This window comes from Tabrizicola sp. (assembly GCF_016793705.1).
In the GTDB taxonomy this organism is placed as follows: domain Bacteria; phylum Pseudomonadota; class Alphaproteobacteria; order Rhodobacterales; family Rhodobacteraceae; genus Tabrizicola.
Genome location: NZ_JAEULO010000066.1, coordinates 17,895 through 33,426 on the forward strand (window position 1 = coordinate 17,895; position 15,532 = coordinate 33,426).

12 protein-coding genes are annotated in these 15,532 nt (G+C 67.5%); 2 read left to right on the top strand and 10 right to left on the bottom strand.

All coding sequences use genetic code 11. The features are described 5' to 3' along the window. Window positions 1–49 precede the first annotated feature (49 nt). On the top strand, window positions 50–280 hold the full coding sequence (locus JNJ68_RS16595; RefSeq protein WP_294983978.1) for a sulfurtransferase TusA family protein: 231 nt from the start codon (window positions 50–52) through the stop codon (window positions 278–280). A 54-nt stretch (window positions 281–334) separates the two neighbouring features. Here the strand turns inward: JNJ68_RS16595 and JNJ68_RS16600 are convergent, their stop codons facing one another. The 5 genes from JNJ68_RS16600 to purQ form a co-directional block, all read right to left on the bottom strand. Further along, complete coding sequence (locus tag JNJ68_RS16600; protein WP_294983981.1) at window positions 335–3,013, bottom strand: ribonuclease E/G; 2,679 nt, start codon at window positions 3,011–3,013, stop codon at window positions 335–337. Window positions 3,014–3,440: 427 nt separating this feature from the next. Continuing rightward, a complete protein-coding gene (locus JNJ68_RS16605; protein ID WP_294983983.1) occupies window positions 3,441–4,310 on the bottom strand; it encodes a hypothetical protein in 870 nt (289 codons plus the stop codon). 220 nt (window positions 4,311–4,530) lie between these two features. Continuing rightward, on the bottom strand, window positions 4,531–5,859 hold the full coding sequence (locus JNJ68_RS16610; protein WP_294983986.1) for a sigma-54 dependent transcriptional regulator: 1,329 nt from the start codon (window positions 5,857–5,859) through the stop codon (window positions 4,531–4,533). Window positions 5,860–5,869: 10 nt separating this feature from the next. Beyond that, window positions 5,870–7,630, bottom strand: coding sequence for an ATP-binding protein (locus JNJ68_RS16615; RefSeq protein ID WP_294983988.1), 1,761 nt, complete (start codon window positions 7,628–7,630; stop codon window positions 5,870–5,872). Window positions 7,631–7,676: 46 nt separating this feature from the next. Further along, entirely contained in the window at window positions 7,677–8,345 is a 669-nt protein-coding gene (gene purQ, locus JNJ68_RS16620) for a phosphoribosylformylglycinamidine synthase subunit PurQ (RefSeq protein ID WP_294983991.1), read from the bottom strand. Between the two features lie 97 nt (window positions 8,346–8,442). On the opposite strand from purQ, the gene JNJ68_RS16625 reads away from it, so the two are divergent. Beyond that, window positions 8,443–9,819 (top strand): FAD-linked oxidase C-terminal domain-containing protein, encoded by a 1,377-nt coding sequence (locus tag JNJ68_RS16625; RefSeq protein WP_294983994.1) that lies wholly within the window; start codon window positions 8,443–8,445, stop codon window positions 9,817–9,819. Here JNJ68_RS16625 and JNJ68_RS16630 read toward each other — a convergent pair whose 3' ends face one another. The 5 genes from JNJ68_RS16630 to ftsZ all read right to left on the bottom strand — a co-directional run bounded on the left by JNJ68_RS16630 (window position 9,820) and on the right by ftsZ (window position 15,526). Beyond that, on the bottom strand, window positions 9,820–9,981 hold the full coding sequence (locus JNJ68_RS16630; protein ID WP_294983997.1) for a DUF3563 family protein: 162 nt from the start codon (window positions 9,979–9,981) through the stop codon (window positions 9,820–9,822). 128 nt (window positions 9,982–10,109) lie between these two features. Beyond that, entirely contained in the window at window positions 10,110–11,765 is a 1,656-nt protein-coding gene (gene recN, locus JNJ68_RS16635) for a DNA repair protein RecN (RefSeq protein ID WP_294983999.1), read from the bottom strand. A gap of 33 nt (window positions 11,766–11,798) precedes the next feature. Further along, complete coding sequence (locus JNJ68_RS16640; protein WP_294984001.1) at window positions 11,799–12,641, bottom strand: outer membrane protein assembly factor BamD; 843 nt, start codon at window positions 12,639–12,641, stop codon at window positions 11,799–11,801. Between the two features lie 126 nt (window positions 12,642–12,767). Beyond that, window positions 12,768–13,688, bottom strand: coding sequence for a UDP-3-O-acyl-N-acetylglucosamine deacetylase (gene lpxC, locus JNJ68_RS16645; protein ID WP_294984237.1), 921 nt, complete (start codon window positions 13,686–13,688; stop codon window positions 12,768–12,770). A 194-nt stretch (window positions 13,689–13,882) separates the two neighbouring features. Further along, the gene (ftsZ, locus tag JNJ68_RS16650) at window positions 13,883–15,526 is read right to left on the bottom strand and encodes a cell division protein FtsZ (protein WP_294984003.1); all 1,644 of its coding nucleotides are present in this window, start codon (window positions 15,524–15,526) and stop codon (window positions 13,883–13,885) included. Between the last annotated feature and the right edge of the window lie 6 nt (window positions 15,527–15,532).

Consider the following 15,532-nt stretch of genomic DNA (forward strand, 5'->3'; position numbering starts at 1 on the left):
GCCGCGCCGCAACCTTGCCGGGCTGCGCTCGCCCCGCTACACCCCGCGCATGGCCGACTGGGATGACATGGTGGATTGCGAGGGGCTTCTGTGCCCCCTGCCCGTGCTGCGCGCGCGCAAGCGGCTTTTGTCCCTTGCGCCCGGCACCGTGCTTTGCGTCCGCGCGACCGATGCGATGGCCGAAATCGACCTGCCGCATTTCTGCGCCGAGGCGGGGCACGCCTATCTCGGCACGCAGGCCGAGGGCAACGTGACCCTTCACCTCATCCGCCGCGGCTGAATGAAATCGGGCGGCCGTTCCCCGACCGCCCGTCCCCAATCCTGTCTTTCCGCCTCAGCGGCCCAGCGACCACCAGCCCTTGCGCTTGGGCTTGGCCGGTTCGTCCGCCACCGGCTCGGGCGCCACCGCCTCGGCAGGGTCAGCGATCAGCGTCTCCGCCGTCGGGATCATCCCTGGATCGGGCGCCAGCGCCGGGGCCTCGGGCACGGCTTCCACCACAGGCTCCGCCGCCTTGGACCGCGGCGCGCGCGTGCGGGCAGGCTTCGCCGCCGGTTCCGCAACCGCCTCGACGGGCGCGACCGGAGCCTCGGCCACCGGCGCTGCCGCCTTGGCCCGGCTCGCCCGCTTCTTCGGCGCGGGTTTCTGCTCGACCGGCGCCTCGGCCACCGGCTCGGGCGCAGCCTCTGCCACCACAGCGACCTCTGCCACCGCGACCTCCGCCGCCTCGGCCTTGGCGCCGCGCGGCTTGCGCACCCGCTTCGGCTTCGCAGGAGGCGCATCCTCGACCACCGCCACCACTTCCGCTACCTCGACAGCCACGCCCTCGGCGGTCTCGCCCGCATCGTCGTCGCCATCGTCCTCTCCGTCTTCCTCGGCCCCGGCCTCGCCGCCCGCAGCCGCCACGCCATCGCGCTGGCCACCCCGCCGACGCCGACGGCGCCGACGCTTCTTGCGTCCCGGCTGCCCGTCACCCTCGCCCGACGCCGGAGCCGCCGCAGCGGCCTCCGTTTCCTCGGCTTCCTCCTCGACCAGGTCGAGGGCGTAATCCTCGTCCTCCTCTTCCTCGACCGGCGCCCCCATCAGACCCGCATGGCCCGAGACCACCGGCGTCTCCGGCACCGCGCGCAACGCGGTCTTGAACTTCTCGATGGAGTAATCCGGCGAGACCATCATCGGGTCCGCCTCGATCCGCACGCTCATCCCATAGCGCGCCTCGATCAGCGCCACATGCTCGCGCTTCGCATTGAAAAGGTAGTTCACGATCCCGACCGGCGCCTTCAGCAGCACCTCGCGCGACCGTTTCCGCGTGCCCTCTTCCTCCAGCGCCCGCAGCACCGTCAGCGCCATCGAATCGTCCGACCGGATCAGCCCGGTGCCATGGCAATGCGGGCAGGCCTGCGTGGTCGATTCCAGCATCCCCGGCCGCAGCCGCTGCCGGCTCATCTCCAGAAGGCCGAAGCCCGAAATCCGCCCCACTTGAATCCGCGCGCGGTCGGTCTTCAGCTTGTCCTTCAGCCGCTTCTCGACGGTGGCGTTGTTGCGCCGCTCTTCCATGTCGATGAAGTCGATCACGATCAGCCCGGCAAGGTCGCGCAGCCGCAGCTGGCGGGCGATCTCTTCCGCCGCCTCGACGTTGGTCTTCAGCGCGGTTTCCTCGATCGAGCCTTCCTTGGTGGCCCGGCCCGAGTTCACGTCGATGGCCACCAGCGCCTCGGTCACGCCGATCACGATGTAGCCGCCGGATTTCAGCTGCACCACCGGGTTGAACATGCCCGAAAGGTAGCCTTCCACCTGATGCTTCGCGAACAAGGGCGTCTGGTCCTGATAGCGCACCACCTGCTTGGCGTGGCTCGGCATGATCATCCGCATGAAGTCCTTGGCGGTGCGATAGCCGCCTTCACCCTCGACCAGCACCTCGTCGATCTCGCGGGAATACAGATCACGGATCGAGCGCTTGATCAGGTCGCCCTCCTCGTAGATCTTCGCTGGCGCAATCGACTTCAGCGTCAGTTCCCTGATCTGCTCCCAAAGCCGCATCAGGTATTCGTAATCGCGCTTGATTTCCGGTTTGGTCCGCTTGGCCCCCGCCGTCCGCACAATCAGGCCCGCGCCTTCCGGCACCTCCAGATCGCCCGCGATCTCCTTCAGCTTCTTGCGGTCCACCGCATTGGTGATCTTGCGGGAAATCCCGCCGCCCCGGGCCGTGTTCGGCATCAGCACGCAATAGCGACCTGCCAGCGACAGGTAGGTCGTCAGCGCCGCGCCCTTGTTGCCGCGCTCTTCCTTGACCACCTGGACCAGCATGATCTGCCGGACCTTGACCACTTCCTGGATCTTGTAGCGCCGGGCGCGCGGGCGACGCGGCTGGGCGATTTCCTCGGCCACGTCCTCTTCGGCGATGGATTCGATTTCCTCGTCGGTGTCGCTGGCGTGATCCACCGCGCGGTAGCGCCCGTCATTGCCGCTCTCGACCGACTCGTTGTGGTGGTCGTGATCGTGGCCCTCGTGATCATGGCCATGGTCCTGCTCCGGCTCGGTCGCCTCGACCGCCGCCGCCTCGACCAGCGGGCCGTCGTGGGTCTCGTCCTCGCCAAGGTCCACGACATCCATGCCGGACGGACCCTCAACCACGGCGTCGTCGGACTTCACCTGCTCGGCCTTCGCCGCGGGGCGCGGCGGGCGGCGGCGCGAGCGGCGGTTCTCTTCCTCTTCCTCGGCGCGGGCCATCGCCCGCTCTTCCTCGATCAGCGCCTTACGGTCGGCGACCGGGATCTGGTAGTAATCCGGGTGGATTTCGGCAAAGGCCAGGAAGCCGTGGCGGTTGCCGCCATATTCAACGAAGGCCGCCTGAAGCGAGGGTTCGACCCGCGTCACCTTGGCCAGATAGATATTCCCGGCCAGCTGGCGCTTGTTTACGGTCTCGAAATCGAATTCTTCGACCTTGTTTCCGTCGACCACGACCACCCGGGTTTCCTCGGTGTGGGTGGCGTCGATAAGCATTTTCTTTGACATTTTGGTCCACTGCGCCCCGGGCGCAACGGGCCGCCTGGCGGACCAGACGGGGAAACGAAACGAACGGGGCGGCTTGTCTGGGCGCGGGCGTGAAGCAGATGCATCGGCCTCCGACCCGGTGGGTCGACTGGTCCAATGCTCAAGGTGCTCCCAAGCCTCATCGCGGTTACAAATTGAAGGGCCAGGCGGCCCTTCACCTCTGAAAGCCAACAAATCCAGGGACTTGCAGGCAATGTGCACGGTCTTGCGACCGATCCGGCTCCCAAGAAGGGACACGTTTCCACGCGCCCGGCAGCAAGGGAGAGAATTTCCAGGGCGGACAGACCGCCTCGGCCCGACCCTATCGGCAAAGCGCGACCAAGGGCAATGGCGAATTTCACCCAGCCGTCACCCGGCTGTCATGCAAGATCGGGCGCCGAGGCAAGGCTTATTGTTCCAGCATCTCGCGGCACGACGAGGCCCCTTCCCCGGCCGGGCAGATCGCTGCGACCGCCTGCTCGATCCCGGTCGGCCTGTTGTCCGCCCTTTGCGTGTTGCGTGGCGCCAGAGGCAAGGCCATCGCGCGACTGGTCAGCGTCAGGTCCAGAAGATCGAAGCCCATGGTGGCGAAGGACAATCCGTCCGCGACCGAGGGCAGCCGCGCCATCAGCAATCGCACCGCCGCGTCGGGCGACAGGCCCTCCAGCACCGGGTTCGGCCGCAAGGCCGCTTCGATGGCTCCGGGTTCACCTTGCGTGTAGGGCCAGGATGTAACGATCAGATAGTCGATCCGCCCTGCCGCCTCGCGCCGTTCGTCTTCGGTCAGGACCCGGCGTTCGCCCACGCCTGTCGTGGACCATGACCAATGTTGCAGCGGCAGGTCGGCCAGCGGGATCGGCCGGGTCAGATCGAAGCCGCTCAACCCCTCCACCGGCAGCACATACAGGCCGGTCGACCCGCGCCCCTCCAGCACGGCCCCGCAAGGACTGTCTTCGCAATAGCTGTCCGGCGCGATCATCAACGGGGTCACATCCGCCAGGGGCGGCGGTGTTCCCACGATTTCATGAGCCTCCATCGACCGAAGCCGCCAGGAGAGCCACCCCTGGCTGATCAACGGCAGCCCGATCGCCAGCACAAGGCCGACAGCCAGCGCCCAAAGACCCGCCCGTCGCCATTTCGCCCGGATCAGCATCACCAGAAGGACGATCCCGATCACGCCATAGACCACCAGAGAGATCAGCGCCGCCAGCAAGTCGTCCGCACAGGACCCCAGGCATTCCGCCTGCGCCGGGCCAGCCGCCAGAATTGCGATGACCAACCCGCTCCGCCTTGTCCCTGCCACCTGTCGCCCTCCCGCCCGGTCGGGCCAGAAAGCCACGGTTGCGAGGTTCCGGCAAGTCCGGCCCGCCACACCCTCCTCCTTCGACTTGGTCTCCTCGTCGCAGGCGCGCCAAACTCCTAACGATTCCTGAACGCCTACAGCCAAGCCACTGATTTACTTGCCTACCAATTTCAGTCCACCGTGGACAACCCGAGGGTCACACATAGTCCCCGCGGGTCAGCCCGTACTTGGCCATCTTCTCGTTCAGCGTCCGCCGCGGCAGGCACAGCTCCTCCATCACCGCCACGATCGACCCCTTGTGCCGCCGCATCGTGTTGTCGATCAGCATCCGCTCGAAGGCCTCGACATAGTCCTTCAAAGGCTTGCCCTCGGTGGTCAGCGCCGGCCCCGAAGCCTCGTTCTCGGCCATCAGAAGGCTCGCAATCGACCCCGACCCCCGCCGGTTCTGCAACACCGCCCGCTCGGCGATGTTCACCAGCTGCCGCACATTCCCCGGCCAGGGCGCCTGCAACAGCTGCGCCGCCTCCTGCGCCGTCACCTGCGGGGCGTCGCAGCCGTATTCCTCGGCAAACTGTTCCGACAGCCGCGTGAAGAGTTGCAGGATATCCTCGCCCCGGGTCCGCAAGGGGGGCAGCACGATCGTCATCGCCCCCAGCCGGTAGAAAAGGTCCGGCCGCAGCACCTGCTCCAGCGTCGTGTCCGGGGCGTGGCTGTTGCAGATCGCGATGATCCGCGTCTCGGGCGGCACCCCCTGATCGTTGATGAAGGTCAGCAGCCGCGCCTGCAAGGCGTTCGGCAGCGCCTCGATGTCCTCCAGGCACAGCGTCCCACCCCGCGCCTCCTCGACCAGCGGCAAGGCCCCGTCCTCGCCCGGCCCGAACAGCCGCGCCGCCAGCTTGTCCTCCGACCAGGCCGCGCAGGAGATCGCCACGAACTTCTTCGACGCCCGCGGCCCCACGGCGTGCAGGGCATGGGCGACCAGCGTCTTGCCCGTCCCCGTCTCGCCGTCGATCAGCACGTGGCTGTCCGCCTGCCCCAGGTCGAGGATGTCCTCGCGCAGCCGCTCCATCGCCGGGCTGGTGCCGATCAGCTTCTTGATGATCGTCGACCCGTCCGCGAGTTCCTTCCGCAGCGCCCGGTTGTCCAGTGTCATCCGCCGCGCCTGGGTCGCGCGCTTGGCAAGCTCGGTCATTCGGTCGGGATTGAAGGGCTTCTCCAGGAAGTCGAAGGCCCCCACCCGCATCGCCTCGACCGCCATCGGCACGTCGCCGTGGCCGGTGATCATGATGACCGGAAGGCCCGAATCCTGCCCCATCAGCCGCTTGAGGAAGGCCATCCCGTCCATCCCCGGCATCTTGATGTCGCTGACCACGACGCCCTGGAAATCCGGCCCGATCACCTTCAGCGCATCTTCCGCGCTGGCATAGGTTTCCGTATCGAACCCCGACAGCGCAAGCCACTGGCTGATCGACTGCCGCATGTCGGCCTCGTCATCGACGATCGCGACTTTCATTGCGCGGGCCATTGGGACCTCTTCATTCTGCTGCTTCCTGTTTGTTGCCAAGGATCGGCAACTGCATCTCGAAAACCGCCCCTTCGCCATCGCCGTTCCGTGCGGTCAGACGGCCGCCCAGATCGGTGACGATCCCGGACGAGATCGCAAGGCCCAGCCCCACCCCCTCTCCCGGCTTCTTCGTCGTGTAGAAGGGTTCGAACAGGTTCTCGAGATCGGTGATCCCGTGGCCATTGTCGCGCACCGTCAGGGTCGCGGTTTCCCCCGCCGACAGAAGGATGTCGATCTGCGGGTCCTTGGTGTCTTTCGTCGCATCCAGCGCGTTGCGCAGCAGGTTGATGATGACCTGCTCCAGCCGCAGACGGTCGGCCATGACCATCACCGCCTGCCGAGGCATCCCCCGGCTGATCTTCACCACCCGGGCCTTCAACTGCGGCTCCATCATCGCCAGCGCCGAGGAAACGCAGGCGCGAAGATCAACCTCTTCAAAGGCTTCTCCGCCCTTTCTCGCGTAGGACTTCAACTGCCGCGTGATCGCGCCCATCCGTTCGATCAGATCGTCGACCCGCTGGAAGCTGGACAGCGCCTCATCCGGGCGCTTCCTCTGCAACAGAAGCCGCGCGCCTGCCAGATAGGTCTTCATCGCCGCAAGCGGCTGGTTCAGCTCATGGCTCACAGCCGCCGACATCTCGCCCAGGGCCGCCAGCTTCGAGGACTGCGCCAGCGTCAGCTCGGCCACCTCCAGGTCCTTCTTCACCTTCTCGCGCTCGGCAATCGCCCGTTGCAGCCGGGCGTTCAGAAGTCGCAGTTCCGCCGATTCCCGCTGGAACGACAGGGACCGCGACCAGGCCCGGCGCGACAGCAGGTAGAAGGTGAAGGCCATCAGGATCGCGAAGCCCATGATCTCCAGCGCCAGGATGCCGTTCACCTGCTCGCGGACCGAGCCATAGGCGGTGAAGGTGGCGATCCGCCAGCCCCGGAAGGGCACCCGCGATTCGGTCTTCATCACCGCCTCGCCCCGGACATAGGCGTCGGGCGGGTCCTGCGTCCATTCCGCCGTCGCCCGCAGGGCCCGCGCCAGGGCCGAGGGCGGGTCGCGCAACGCCAGCGCCTCGGCCATCGGCAGGCCCCGCCAGCGCGGTTCGGTCGAGAGCACGACGGTGCCCTCGCTGTCCGTCACCATGATCGCGTCCAGCAACCCGGTCCAGGCGCGTTCGTATTTCATCAGGTCGACCGAGACGATGATCACGCCCAGCGGTTTGGCATCCACCATCACCACACGCGAATACAGGAAATCGAACCCGCCCGCCTCGCGCTTGACGGGAGAGAAGACAGTGTCCTTTGCCCGCTGCGCCGCCACGAAAGAGATCTCGTTGCGAAGGTTCGTCCCCAGCACGTTGCGGTTGGTCGCGCCCACCACCCGCCCGTCGGCATCGACCAGGCGGATGGAGGCTACCCCAAGCTCGCCCTGCAACGCGATCAGCTTGGCCGAGGTGGCCGAGAAATTGCCGTCCTTGAGCGCCTTGCGCAGATCGGGGTCCGAGGCCAGCAAGAGCGGCACGACCGAGGTCCGCTGCAATTCGGCCATCAGGTTCCCGGTATAAAGCGCCAGCCGAACCTCGGCCCGGCTGCGGGTGTCGGCGGTGTAGCGGTCGGTCAAGAGCCGGTTCGACACCAGCACCACGACAATCGCCAGAATCACCAGCAACACCACGGCCAGCTTGGCACGCCAGGGCAGGCCCGGTGTCGAGGGGGACGCAATGTTGGGATCGCTGGCGGTCATGGCCCAAGACTAGGGCCGGGTCCGGGCCGCCTCAAGCCGATGGGGGTCAGGCCAGCGCCATCCCGCGCATGAGTGAAGCGAACAGGCCCTGGCCGTCGGTGCCGCCCAGCGCCACCTCGGTCGCGCGTTCGGGATGCGGCATCATCCCCAGCACGCGACGGTTCTCCGACAGCACGCCCGCGATGTCGGCCATGCTGCCGTTGGGGTTCTGCGCATAGGTGAAGGCGATGCGGTCCTCGCCCTTCAGCCGCGCCAGACCCTCGGCGTCGATGGTGTAGTTGCCGTCGTGGTGGGCGATGGGGATGCGGATCTCCTGCCCCGGCCGATAGGCGCTGGTGAAGTCGGATCGGGTGGTCGCCACCTTCAGCGAGATTGTGCGGCAGACGAATTTCAGCGTGGCATTGCGCATCAGCACGCCGGGCAGGAGGCCCATCTCGGTGACGACCTGGAACCCGTTGCAGATCCCCAGCACATAGCCGCCCCTCTCTGCATGGGCGCGGATCGCCGCGCTGACCGGCGATTGCGCGGCGATGGCCCCGCAGCGCAGGTAGTCGCCGAAGCTGAAGCCGCCGGGAATGCCCACGACATCCACGCCGTCGGGTAGCGCACTCTCCTTGTGCCAGACCCGCACCACCTGGAACCCCGCGCCCTCGAACGCGACGGCAAGGTCGCGGTCGCAGTTCGATCCCGGAAAGGTGATCACGGCGGCTTTCATCGGGGCGACTCCCTGTGGCTGGATGGCGGCCTGATAGCCGAAAGCGTCGTGAAGGACCAGAGCTTGTGCCGTTCGGGAAAGCCGCTAGGCTGGAGAAATGCTGCCCGATCCCGCCCTTTCGTCGCTGCGCGCGCTCCTCGGCGACCGCGTCTCGGTCGCCGGGGCCGTCCTTGCCGAACACGCGCAAAGCGAAAGCCTGGTCACGGGCGGCCCGCCCGATGCCGTGGCCTTCCCCCGCTCGACCGCCGAGGTGGCGGCACTGGCCGAATGGTCCACCACCCACCGCGTTCCCCTGATCGGCTGGGGCGCGGGGACCTCGCTGGAAGGGCACGCACTGGCGCTTGCCGGGGGCGTGGTCGTCGACTTCCGCGACATGGCCGCCATGCTGGAGATCCGCCCCGAGGATCGCCTCGTCCGCGTCCAGCCCGGCATCACCCGCGAGGCGCTGAATCAGGAACTTCGAACGACAGGACTGATGTTCCCGGTCGATCCCGGCGCGAACGCCTCGCTCGGCGGGATGGCCGCGACCCGCGCCTCCGGCACTACCGCGGTGCGCTACGGCACCATGCGGGACAACGTGCAGGGGCTCACGGTCGTGCTGGCGGGTGGCCGGGTGATCCGCACCGGGACGGCCGCGCCGAAATCCTCGGCGGGCTACGATCTGACCGCGCTTTTCGTCGGGTCCGAGGGAACGCTGGGGCTGATCACCGAACTGACGCTGACGCTTCACGGCCAGCCCGAGGCGGTGATGACCGCCGTCGCCGCCTTCCCGTCAGTTGCGGCAGCGGTCGATTGCGTGATCGCGACGATGCAGATGGGCCCGACCCCGGCGCGGATCGAATTCCTGGACGAAGCCACGGTCGCCGCCTGCAACGCCTTTTCCCACCTCACCCTGCCCCTTGCCCCGCAGCTTCTGGTGGAGTTCCACGGGCATCCGGCGGGCCTGGCCGAGGATGTCAGCCGTTTCCGCGCCTTGGCGGCGGAGTTCGGCGCATCGGGTCTGGACTGGGCGGAAAAACAGGAAGACCGCACCCGGCTCTGGGCCGCGCGCCATTCGGCCTACCGGGCGATCCTCGCCTCGCAACCGGGCGCGAAGGCAGTGGTCACGGATACCTGCGTGCCGATCTCGGCCCTGGCGGAAGCGGTTGAGGAGACTCGGACCGACATCGCGGGATCGGGGATTCCGGGGCCGATCCTGGGCCATGTCGGCGATGGCAATTTCCACGCGATCCTGCTGGTCGATCCGTCGAAGCCAGAGGAAGCCGCCATCGCGAAGTCACTGGCGCACAGGATGGCCGAACGCTCCCTCCGCCTGGGCGGCACGATCACCGGCGAACATGGCGTGGGCTTCGGCAAGCTGCCCCTGATGGCGGCGGAACATGGCGAGGGCTGGCAGGTCATGGGTGCGGTCAAGGCCGCGCTCGACCCGTTGAACCTCATGAATCCCGGCAAACTGGTGCCGGGTCAGCCATGATCAGTAGTCAAAGCTCGACCGGCGGAACAGGCCCTGGTCGATCTCGCGCTGACGGCGTTCCAGGTCGACAAGCGACACCGAGCCGTTCAGATAGGCACGCTCCAGATCGGCGATGCGCGGGAAGGCCTTCCCAGAAACCAGCGATTTTAACAGGTTGAACATGATATGTCCTTTCTTCGTGCCCTGAAGATAGGACGCTGCAGCGCAGCATTAAAGAACCAGCCCGGAAGTCCCGCCATGCGCCGAATGCATGGATCGTCACAAATCCGGCGCGGCTTTGGGCAGGACGGTCAATCCTGAAGCAAGGCCCGCGCCGCCGCCCGCGCCGCCTCGGTCACGGTGTCGCCCGCCAGCATCCGGGCGATCTCTTCCACCCGCTCCTCGGCCCCCAGCCCGGTGACGGTAGAGAGCGTCTGCCCCTTGGCCACCCGCTTCTCCACCCGCCAGTGCCGCGCCCCGAAGGCCGCGACCTGCGGCGAATGGGTCACGACCAGCACCTGCGCGCCCGTTGCCAGCGCCTTCAGCCGCCGCCCGACCGCATCCGCCGTCGCGCCTCCAACACCCCGGTCGATCTCGTCGAAGATCAGCGTCAGGCCGGGGCTGTCGCCGGTGAGGCAGACCTTCAGCGCCAGCAGGAACCGCGAAAGCTCCCCCCCCGAGGCGATGCGGTTCAAAGGCCCGGCAGGCGCACCGGGGTTGGTGGCGACGGTGAAGGTCGCTGCATCCACTCCCTCCGGCCCCGGCTCGCCCGCCGTGACCTCGGTCGCAAAAACCGCGCGCTCCATCTTCAGGGGCGCAAGCTCCGCCGCCATCGCCGCATCCAGCCGCTTCGCCGCCGCAACCCGCGCCTTCGTCACCCGCGCCGCTTCCGCCGCATAGGCGGCCTCAGCCTCAGCCACCGCCTTGCCCAGCCTGGCAATCCCCGCCGCTCCGCCGTCGATGGCTGCCAGCCGCGCCCGCAGCCCCTCGGCAAAGCCGCCCAGATCGTCCGCCAGCACGCCATGCTTCCGCGCCAAAGCCCGGATCGCGAACAACCGCTCTTCGACCCGCTCCAGCTCGCCCGGATCGAAGTCCAGCGCCTCCAGCGCGCGTTCCACCCCGCCCTGCGCCTCGCCCAGCTCGATCAGAGCCCGGTTCAAGGCCTCCATTGGCGCGTCGAGGCCGCCCTCGGCCTTCTCCGCCGCGCCGTCCAGCCAGCGCAGGGCATCGCGCATCCGGCCCTCGGCGCCCTCGTCCGACAGCGCCATCAGCGCCTTCGCCACATCTTCCCGAATCCGCCCCGCGCCCTGCATCAGGCGACGGCGGGCGTCCAAGGCCTCATCCTCACCCGGCAGGGGGTTCAGCTTGTCCAGCTCGGCCACCGCATGCCGCAGGAATTCCTCTTCCGCCGCGGCCCGCGCCAGGGCTCCCTCCGCCTCGGCCAGTGCGCTACGCGCCTCGCGCTGCGCTGCCCAAGCCCCACGCAAAGGCGCAAGGTCCAGCCCCGCGAAGCCATCCAGCAGCGCCCGGTGCCCGCGCGGGTTCAGCAGTCCCCGATCGTCATGCTGGCCGTGCAGTTCGACCAGTTGGTCGGAGAGATCGCGCAACACCTCGCCTGAGACGCGACGGTCATTGACGAAGGCCGTCTTGCGCCCGTCAGCGGCATTGACCCTGCGCAGGATCAGCTCGCCGTCGGAAGAGTCGGGCGCCGCGATCCCTGCTTCTTCCAGCACAGACCGCGCCGCGTGGCCCGGGGGCAGGTCGAAGACCACCGTCACCTCGCCCTGTGCCGCGCCTTGGCGCACCAGTTCAGCCCGGCCCCGCCAGCCCAGCACGAAGCCCAGGGCATCCAGCAGGATCGACTTCCCCGCCCCCGTCTCGCCGGTCAGGACGTTCAGGCCCGGCCCCAGGTCAAGGCTCAGCCGGTCGATGATCAGCACATCGCGGATGTCGAGACTACGCAGCATCGGCGTTCGTAGGGTGGGTGACCCCCACCATCCTTACAACCACTCGCCCTTCACCATCTGGCGATAGATCGTGCGCAGCCAGCCTTCGCCCTTGGCTTCCGGCGACAGACCCTTGCCCTTCAACAGGCGGAACGTGTCGTCGTAGAACGGCGAGGACTGGTAGTTGTAGCCCAGGATCGCCCCCGCCGTCTGCGCCTCGTCGGTCAGGCCAAGCGCCAGGTAGCATTCCACCAGCCGGTGCAGCGCCTCGGCGGTGTGGGTCGTGGTCTGGAAATCCTGCACCACGACGCGGAAGCGGTTGATCGCTGCGGTGTAGTGGCGCTGCTTCAGGTAGTAGCGCCCGACCTCCATCTCCTTCGCCGCCAGCTGGTCGAAGGCCAGGTCGAACTTCAGCATGGCCGAGCGGGCATACTCGCTGTCGGGATAGGTCTCGATCACGTCGCGCATGCCTTGCAGCGCCTGGAAGGTGATCCCCTGGTCGCGGCCCACGTCGTCGATCTGGTCGTAGTAGGACAAGGCCATCAGGTACAGCGCATAGGGCGCATCCTCGTCACCGGGGTAGAAGTCCAGGTAGCGCTGCGCGGCATCGCGGGCCTCGGGATATTCCTTGGCCCGGTGATGCGCGTAAGCCTGCATGATCAGGGCGCGCTTGGCGTATTCGGTGTAGGGATACAGCCGCTCGACTTCCTGGAAGTAGACCAGCGCGTCCTTGGGCTTCTTGCTGGTCTCAAGCTCCAGCTCGCCCTTCTTGTAGATCTCTTCGGCGGTGTAGCTATCAAGCGCGCGCTCGTTCGAGCGGCCAGCCCCGCAGCCCGCCAGCATCGCAACCAGAAGCGCCGTCTTGAGGAACCCTGCGCCGGGCCTTCTGCCTGACATTCTTCGCCTATCCACCTGTAGCCCGGGCGGTTCGCCCTGTTCTCGGCTCGCACCTTCGGCTCGTCCTAGCACAGAAAAATCCGGGGCGCAAAACGCCTTTCGTGACTTTTCGACAGTCGGCAGAGGTCAGTTGCGCGCCGGCAAATCGCCCGCATGGACGCCCACGCCCGGAAGCTTGCCCAAGGTCCGTGGCCCGCAATCGACGATCGCATAGGCCGAGGGGTCGGCAAACAGCGCGCGCAGCAGGCGGTTCGTCAGGGCATGACCCGCGCGTTCGCCGGTGTAACGGCCCAGGATCGGCCCGCCCGCCAAGGCAAGGTCGCCCACCGCGTCCAGCATCTTGTGCCGCACCGGCTCGTCGGCATGGCGCAGGCCGCCCGGCGACAGCACCTGGTCGCCGTCGAAGACCACCGCGTTCTCCAGCGTGCCGCCAAGCGCAAGCCCGCGGGCGCGCATCGCATCCACGTCAGACTGGCGGCAGAAGGTGCGGCTGTCCGACAGCTCGCGCACGAAGGCGCCGTTGGCCATGTTCAGCCGCCGCGCCTGCACCCCGATGGCCTCGTCGGCAAAGTCGATGCGGAAGTCGATCTCCAGCATGTTGGCCGGTTCCAGCCGGGCCATCGCCTCTCCCTCGCGCACCTCGACCGGCTTCAGCACGCGGACGGCACGGACCGGCAGGTCCTGTTCCTCGATCCCCGCCGCCAGGAAGCCTTCAATGAACGGCACCGAGGACCCATCAAGGATCGGCACTTCCGGCCCGTCGATCTCGACCAGCGCGTTGTGAATCGCAAATCCGGCCAGCGCCGCCATGATATGCTCGATGGTGGAGATCGAGACGCCATCGGCATTCTCGATCACCGTGCAAAGCTTCGAAGGCGTCACCGCATCCCAGCGCGCCGCGACCATCGGATCGCGGTCGACCACGTCGGTACGGCGGAACCAGACCCCGTGATCCGCTCCGGCCGGGCGCACGACCATGCGGACGGATTCGCCGCCATGCAGGCCGACACCGGTAAAGACGGCTGGGGATTTCAGGGTGTTCTGCACGTTCTCGCTCAACCTCATGGGAAGCGGGTTCGACGCCCGTTCCGATTGAAAGGTTAATTATTCCTTGAAGGGCGCAAGCTCAACTCACTCTTTGTGACGGTATGTGACAGGATTGAAACAGCCGCAATCCATTGATCCAAAAAGAAAAGGCCCGGTCGCCCGAGCCTTTCCGAAAGGTTGATGCCGCGTTCTTTTCAGTTGGCCTGGCGGCGCAGGAAGGCAGGGATCTCGATCCGGTCCTGATCCGAACCCATGTCGTGATCGTCGTCATAGGCGGTGACCGGCGGCTGGTTGCGCGCAGCGGGCGCGGCTTGCGCGGCCTCCAGATGACCGGCCATCCGGTTGATCAGCGAGCCGATGCCGAAGCGCGGTTTCGCCGCAGCCGAGGCCGGGGCGGCCGCCGGGACCGGGGCAGCCACCGGGGCCGGACGGTTGAACTTCGCCGGCGCATTGCCCGGACGGCTCACCGCGGCCTGCAGCCGGGCCAGCGCCTCGGGCGAGGGTTGGCCTGCCACGCGCGGCTTCGGCGCAACGAAGACCGAGGCATCGGCCTCGATGGCCGCCGGGGTCGACCGCACCAGCGTCGGCTGGGCCGGGGCCTGCGGACGATAGGCCGGGGGCGGCAGGTCGTCGGCGATGGAAAGGTCGTCGGCCTCCATGTCGGCGCGCGACGCCGCAGCATCGAACGCCGCATCGGCAACCTCGTCGACCTCTTCCTCGAAGGCGACGCGGTCTTCCATCACCGGCTCGGGCGCGGGGGCATAGACCGGTGCAGCGGCGCGCGGGGCCTCGTGCTGCGGCGCGGGCGCCAGCGTCAGCGGCGCGCCCATCGACCGGCGCGCAACCGGCGGCTCCGCCTTGTTCGCGGCGGAGGCGTCGATGCCGGTCGCCACGACCGACACGCGGATGCGGCCTTCCATCGCCGTGTCCAGCGTCGAGCCGACGATGATGTTGGCCTCCGGGTCCACCTTCTCGCGGATGATGTTCGCGGCTTCGTCCAGTTCGAACAGCGTCAGGTCATGGCCGCCGGTGATGTTGATCAAGACGCCCTTGGCGCCGTTCAGGCTGATCTCGTCCAGAAGCGGGTTGGCAATCGCCTTCTCCGCCGCCTGCACCGCGCGATCCTCGCCGGTGGCCTCGCCCGTGCCCATCATCGCCTTGCCCATCTCGTCCATCACGGCGCGGACGTCGGCGAAGTCGAGGTTGATCAGGCCGGGCCGCACCATCAGGTCGGTCACGCCCTTTACGCCCTGATACAGCACGTCGTCGGCCATCGCGAAGGCTTCGGTAAATGTCGTGCGCTCGTTCGCCAGCCGGAACAGGTTCTGGTTCGGGATGATGATCAGCGTGTCGACAACTTTCTGAAGCGACTCGATTCCCTCTTCCGCCTGACGCATCCGCTTGGCGCCCTCGAACTGGAAGGGCTTGGTCACGACGCCCACGGTCAGCACGCCCAGCTCGCGCGCGGCCTGCGCGATGATCGGCGCCGCACCCGTGCCGGTGCCGCCGCCCATGCCCGCGGTGATAAAGCACATATGCGCTCCGGCCAGGTGGTCGACGATTTCTTCGATCGTCTCTTCCGCCGCAGCGGCCCCCACCGTCGGCCTGGCCCCTGCCCCAAGACCTTCCGTCGCCTTCACACCCATCTGGATGCGCGCGCCTGCCCGGCTTTGCTGCAAGGCCTGCGCATCGGTGTTGGCCACGACGAACTCGACGCCTTCCAGCATCTTGTCGATCATGTTGTTCACCGCGTTGCCGCCCGCACCGCCCACACCGAACACGGTGATGCGCGGCTTCAGCTCTTCACGCTCCGAAGTCATCGTCAGATTGAGTGCCATGGGTTT

Excerpts from the sequence above, each read along its gene's own strand:
- JNJ68_RS16595 (WP_294983978.1), top strand. The coding sequence starts at position 50 with ATGGCCGACTGGGATGACATGGTGGATTGCGAGGGGCTTCTGTGCCCC.
- JNJ68_RS16600 (WP_294983981.1), bottom strand. The coding sequence starts at position 3,013 with ATGTCAAAGAAAATGCTTATCGACGCCACCCACACCGAGGAAACCCGG.
- JNJ68_RS16610 (WP_294983986.1), bottom strand. The coding sequence starts at position 5,859 with ATGGCCCGCGCAATGAAAGTCGCGATCGTCGATGACGAGGCCGACATG.
- JNJ68_RS16615 (WP_294983988.1), bottom strand. The coding sequence starts at position 7,630 with ATGACCGCCAGCGATCCCAACATTGCGTCCCCCTCGACACCGGGCCTG.
- purQ (WP_294983991.1), bottom strand. The coding sequence starts at position 8,345 with ATGAAAGCCGCCGTGATCACCTTTCCGGGATCGAACTGCGACCGCGAC.
- JNJ68_RS16625 (WP_294983994.1), top strand. The coding sequence starts at position 8,443 with ATGCTGCCCGATCCCGCCCTTTCGTCGCTGCGCGCGCTCCTCGGCGAC.
- JNJ68_RS16630 (WP_294983997.1), bottom strand. The coding sequence starts at position 9,981 with ATGTTCAACCTGTTAAAATCGCTGGTTTCTGGGAAGGCCTTCCCGCGC.
- recN (WP_294983999.1), bottom strand. The coding sequence starts at position 11,765 with ATGCTGCGTAGTCTCGACATCCGCGATGTGCTGATCATCGACCGGCTG.
- JNJ68_RS16640 (WP_294984001.1), bottom strand. The coding sequence starts at position 12,641 with ATGTCAGGCAGAAGGCCCGGCGCAGGGTTCCTCAAGACGGCGCTTCTG.
- ftsZ (WP_294984003.1), bottom strand. The coding sequence starts at position 15,526 with ATGGCACTCAATCTGACGATGACTTCGGAGCGTGAAGAGCTGAAGCCG.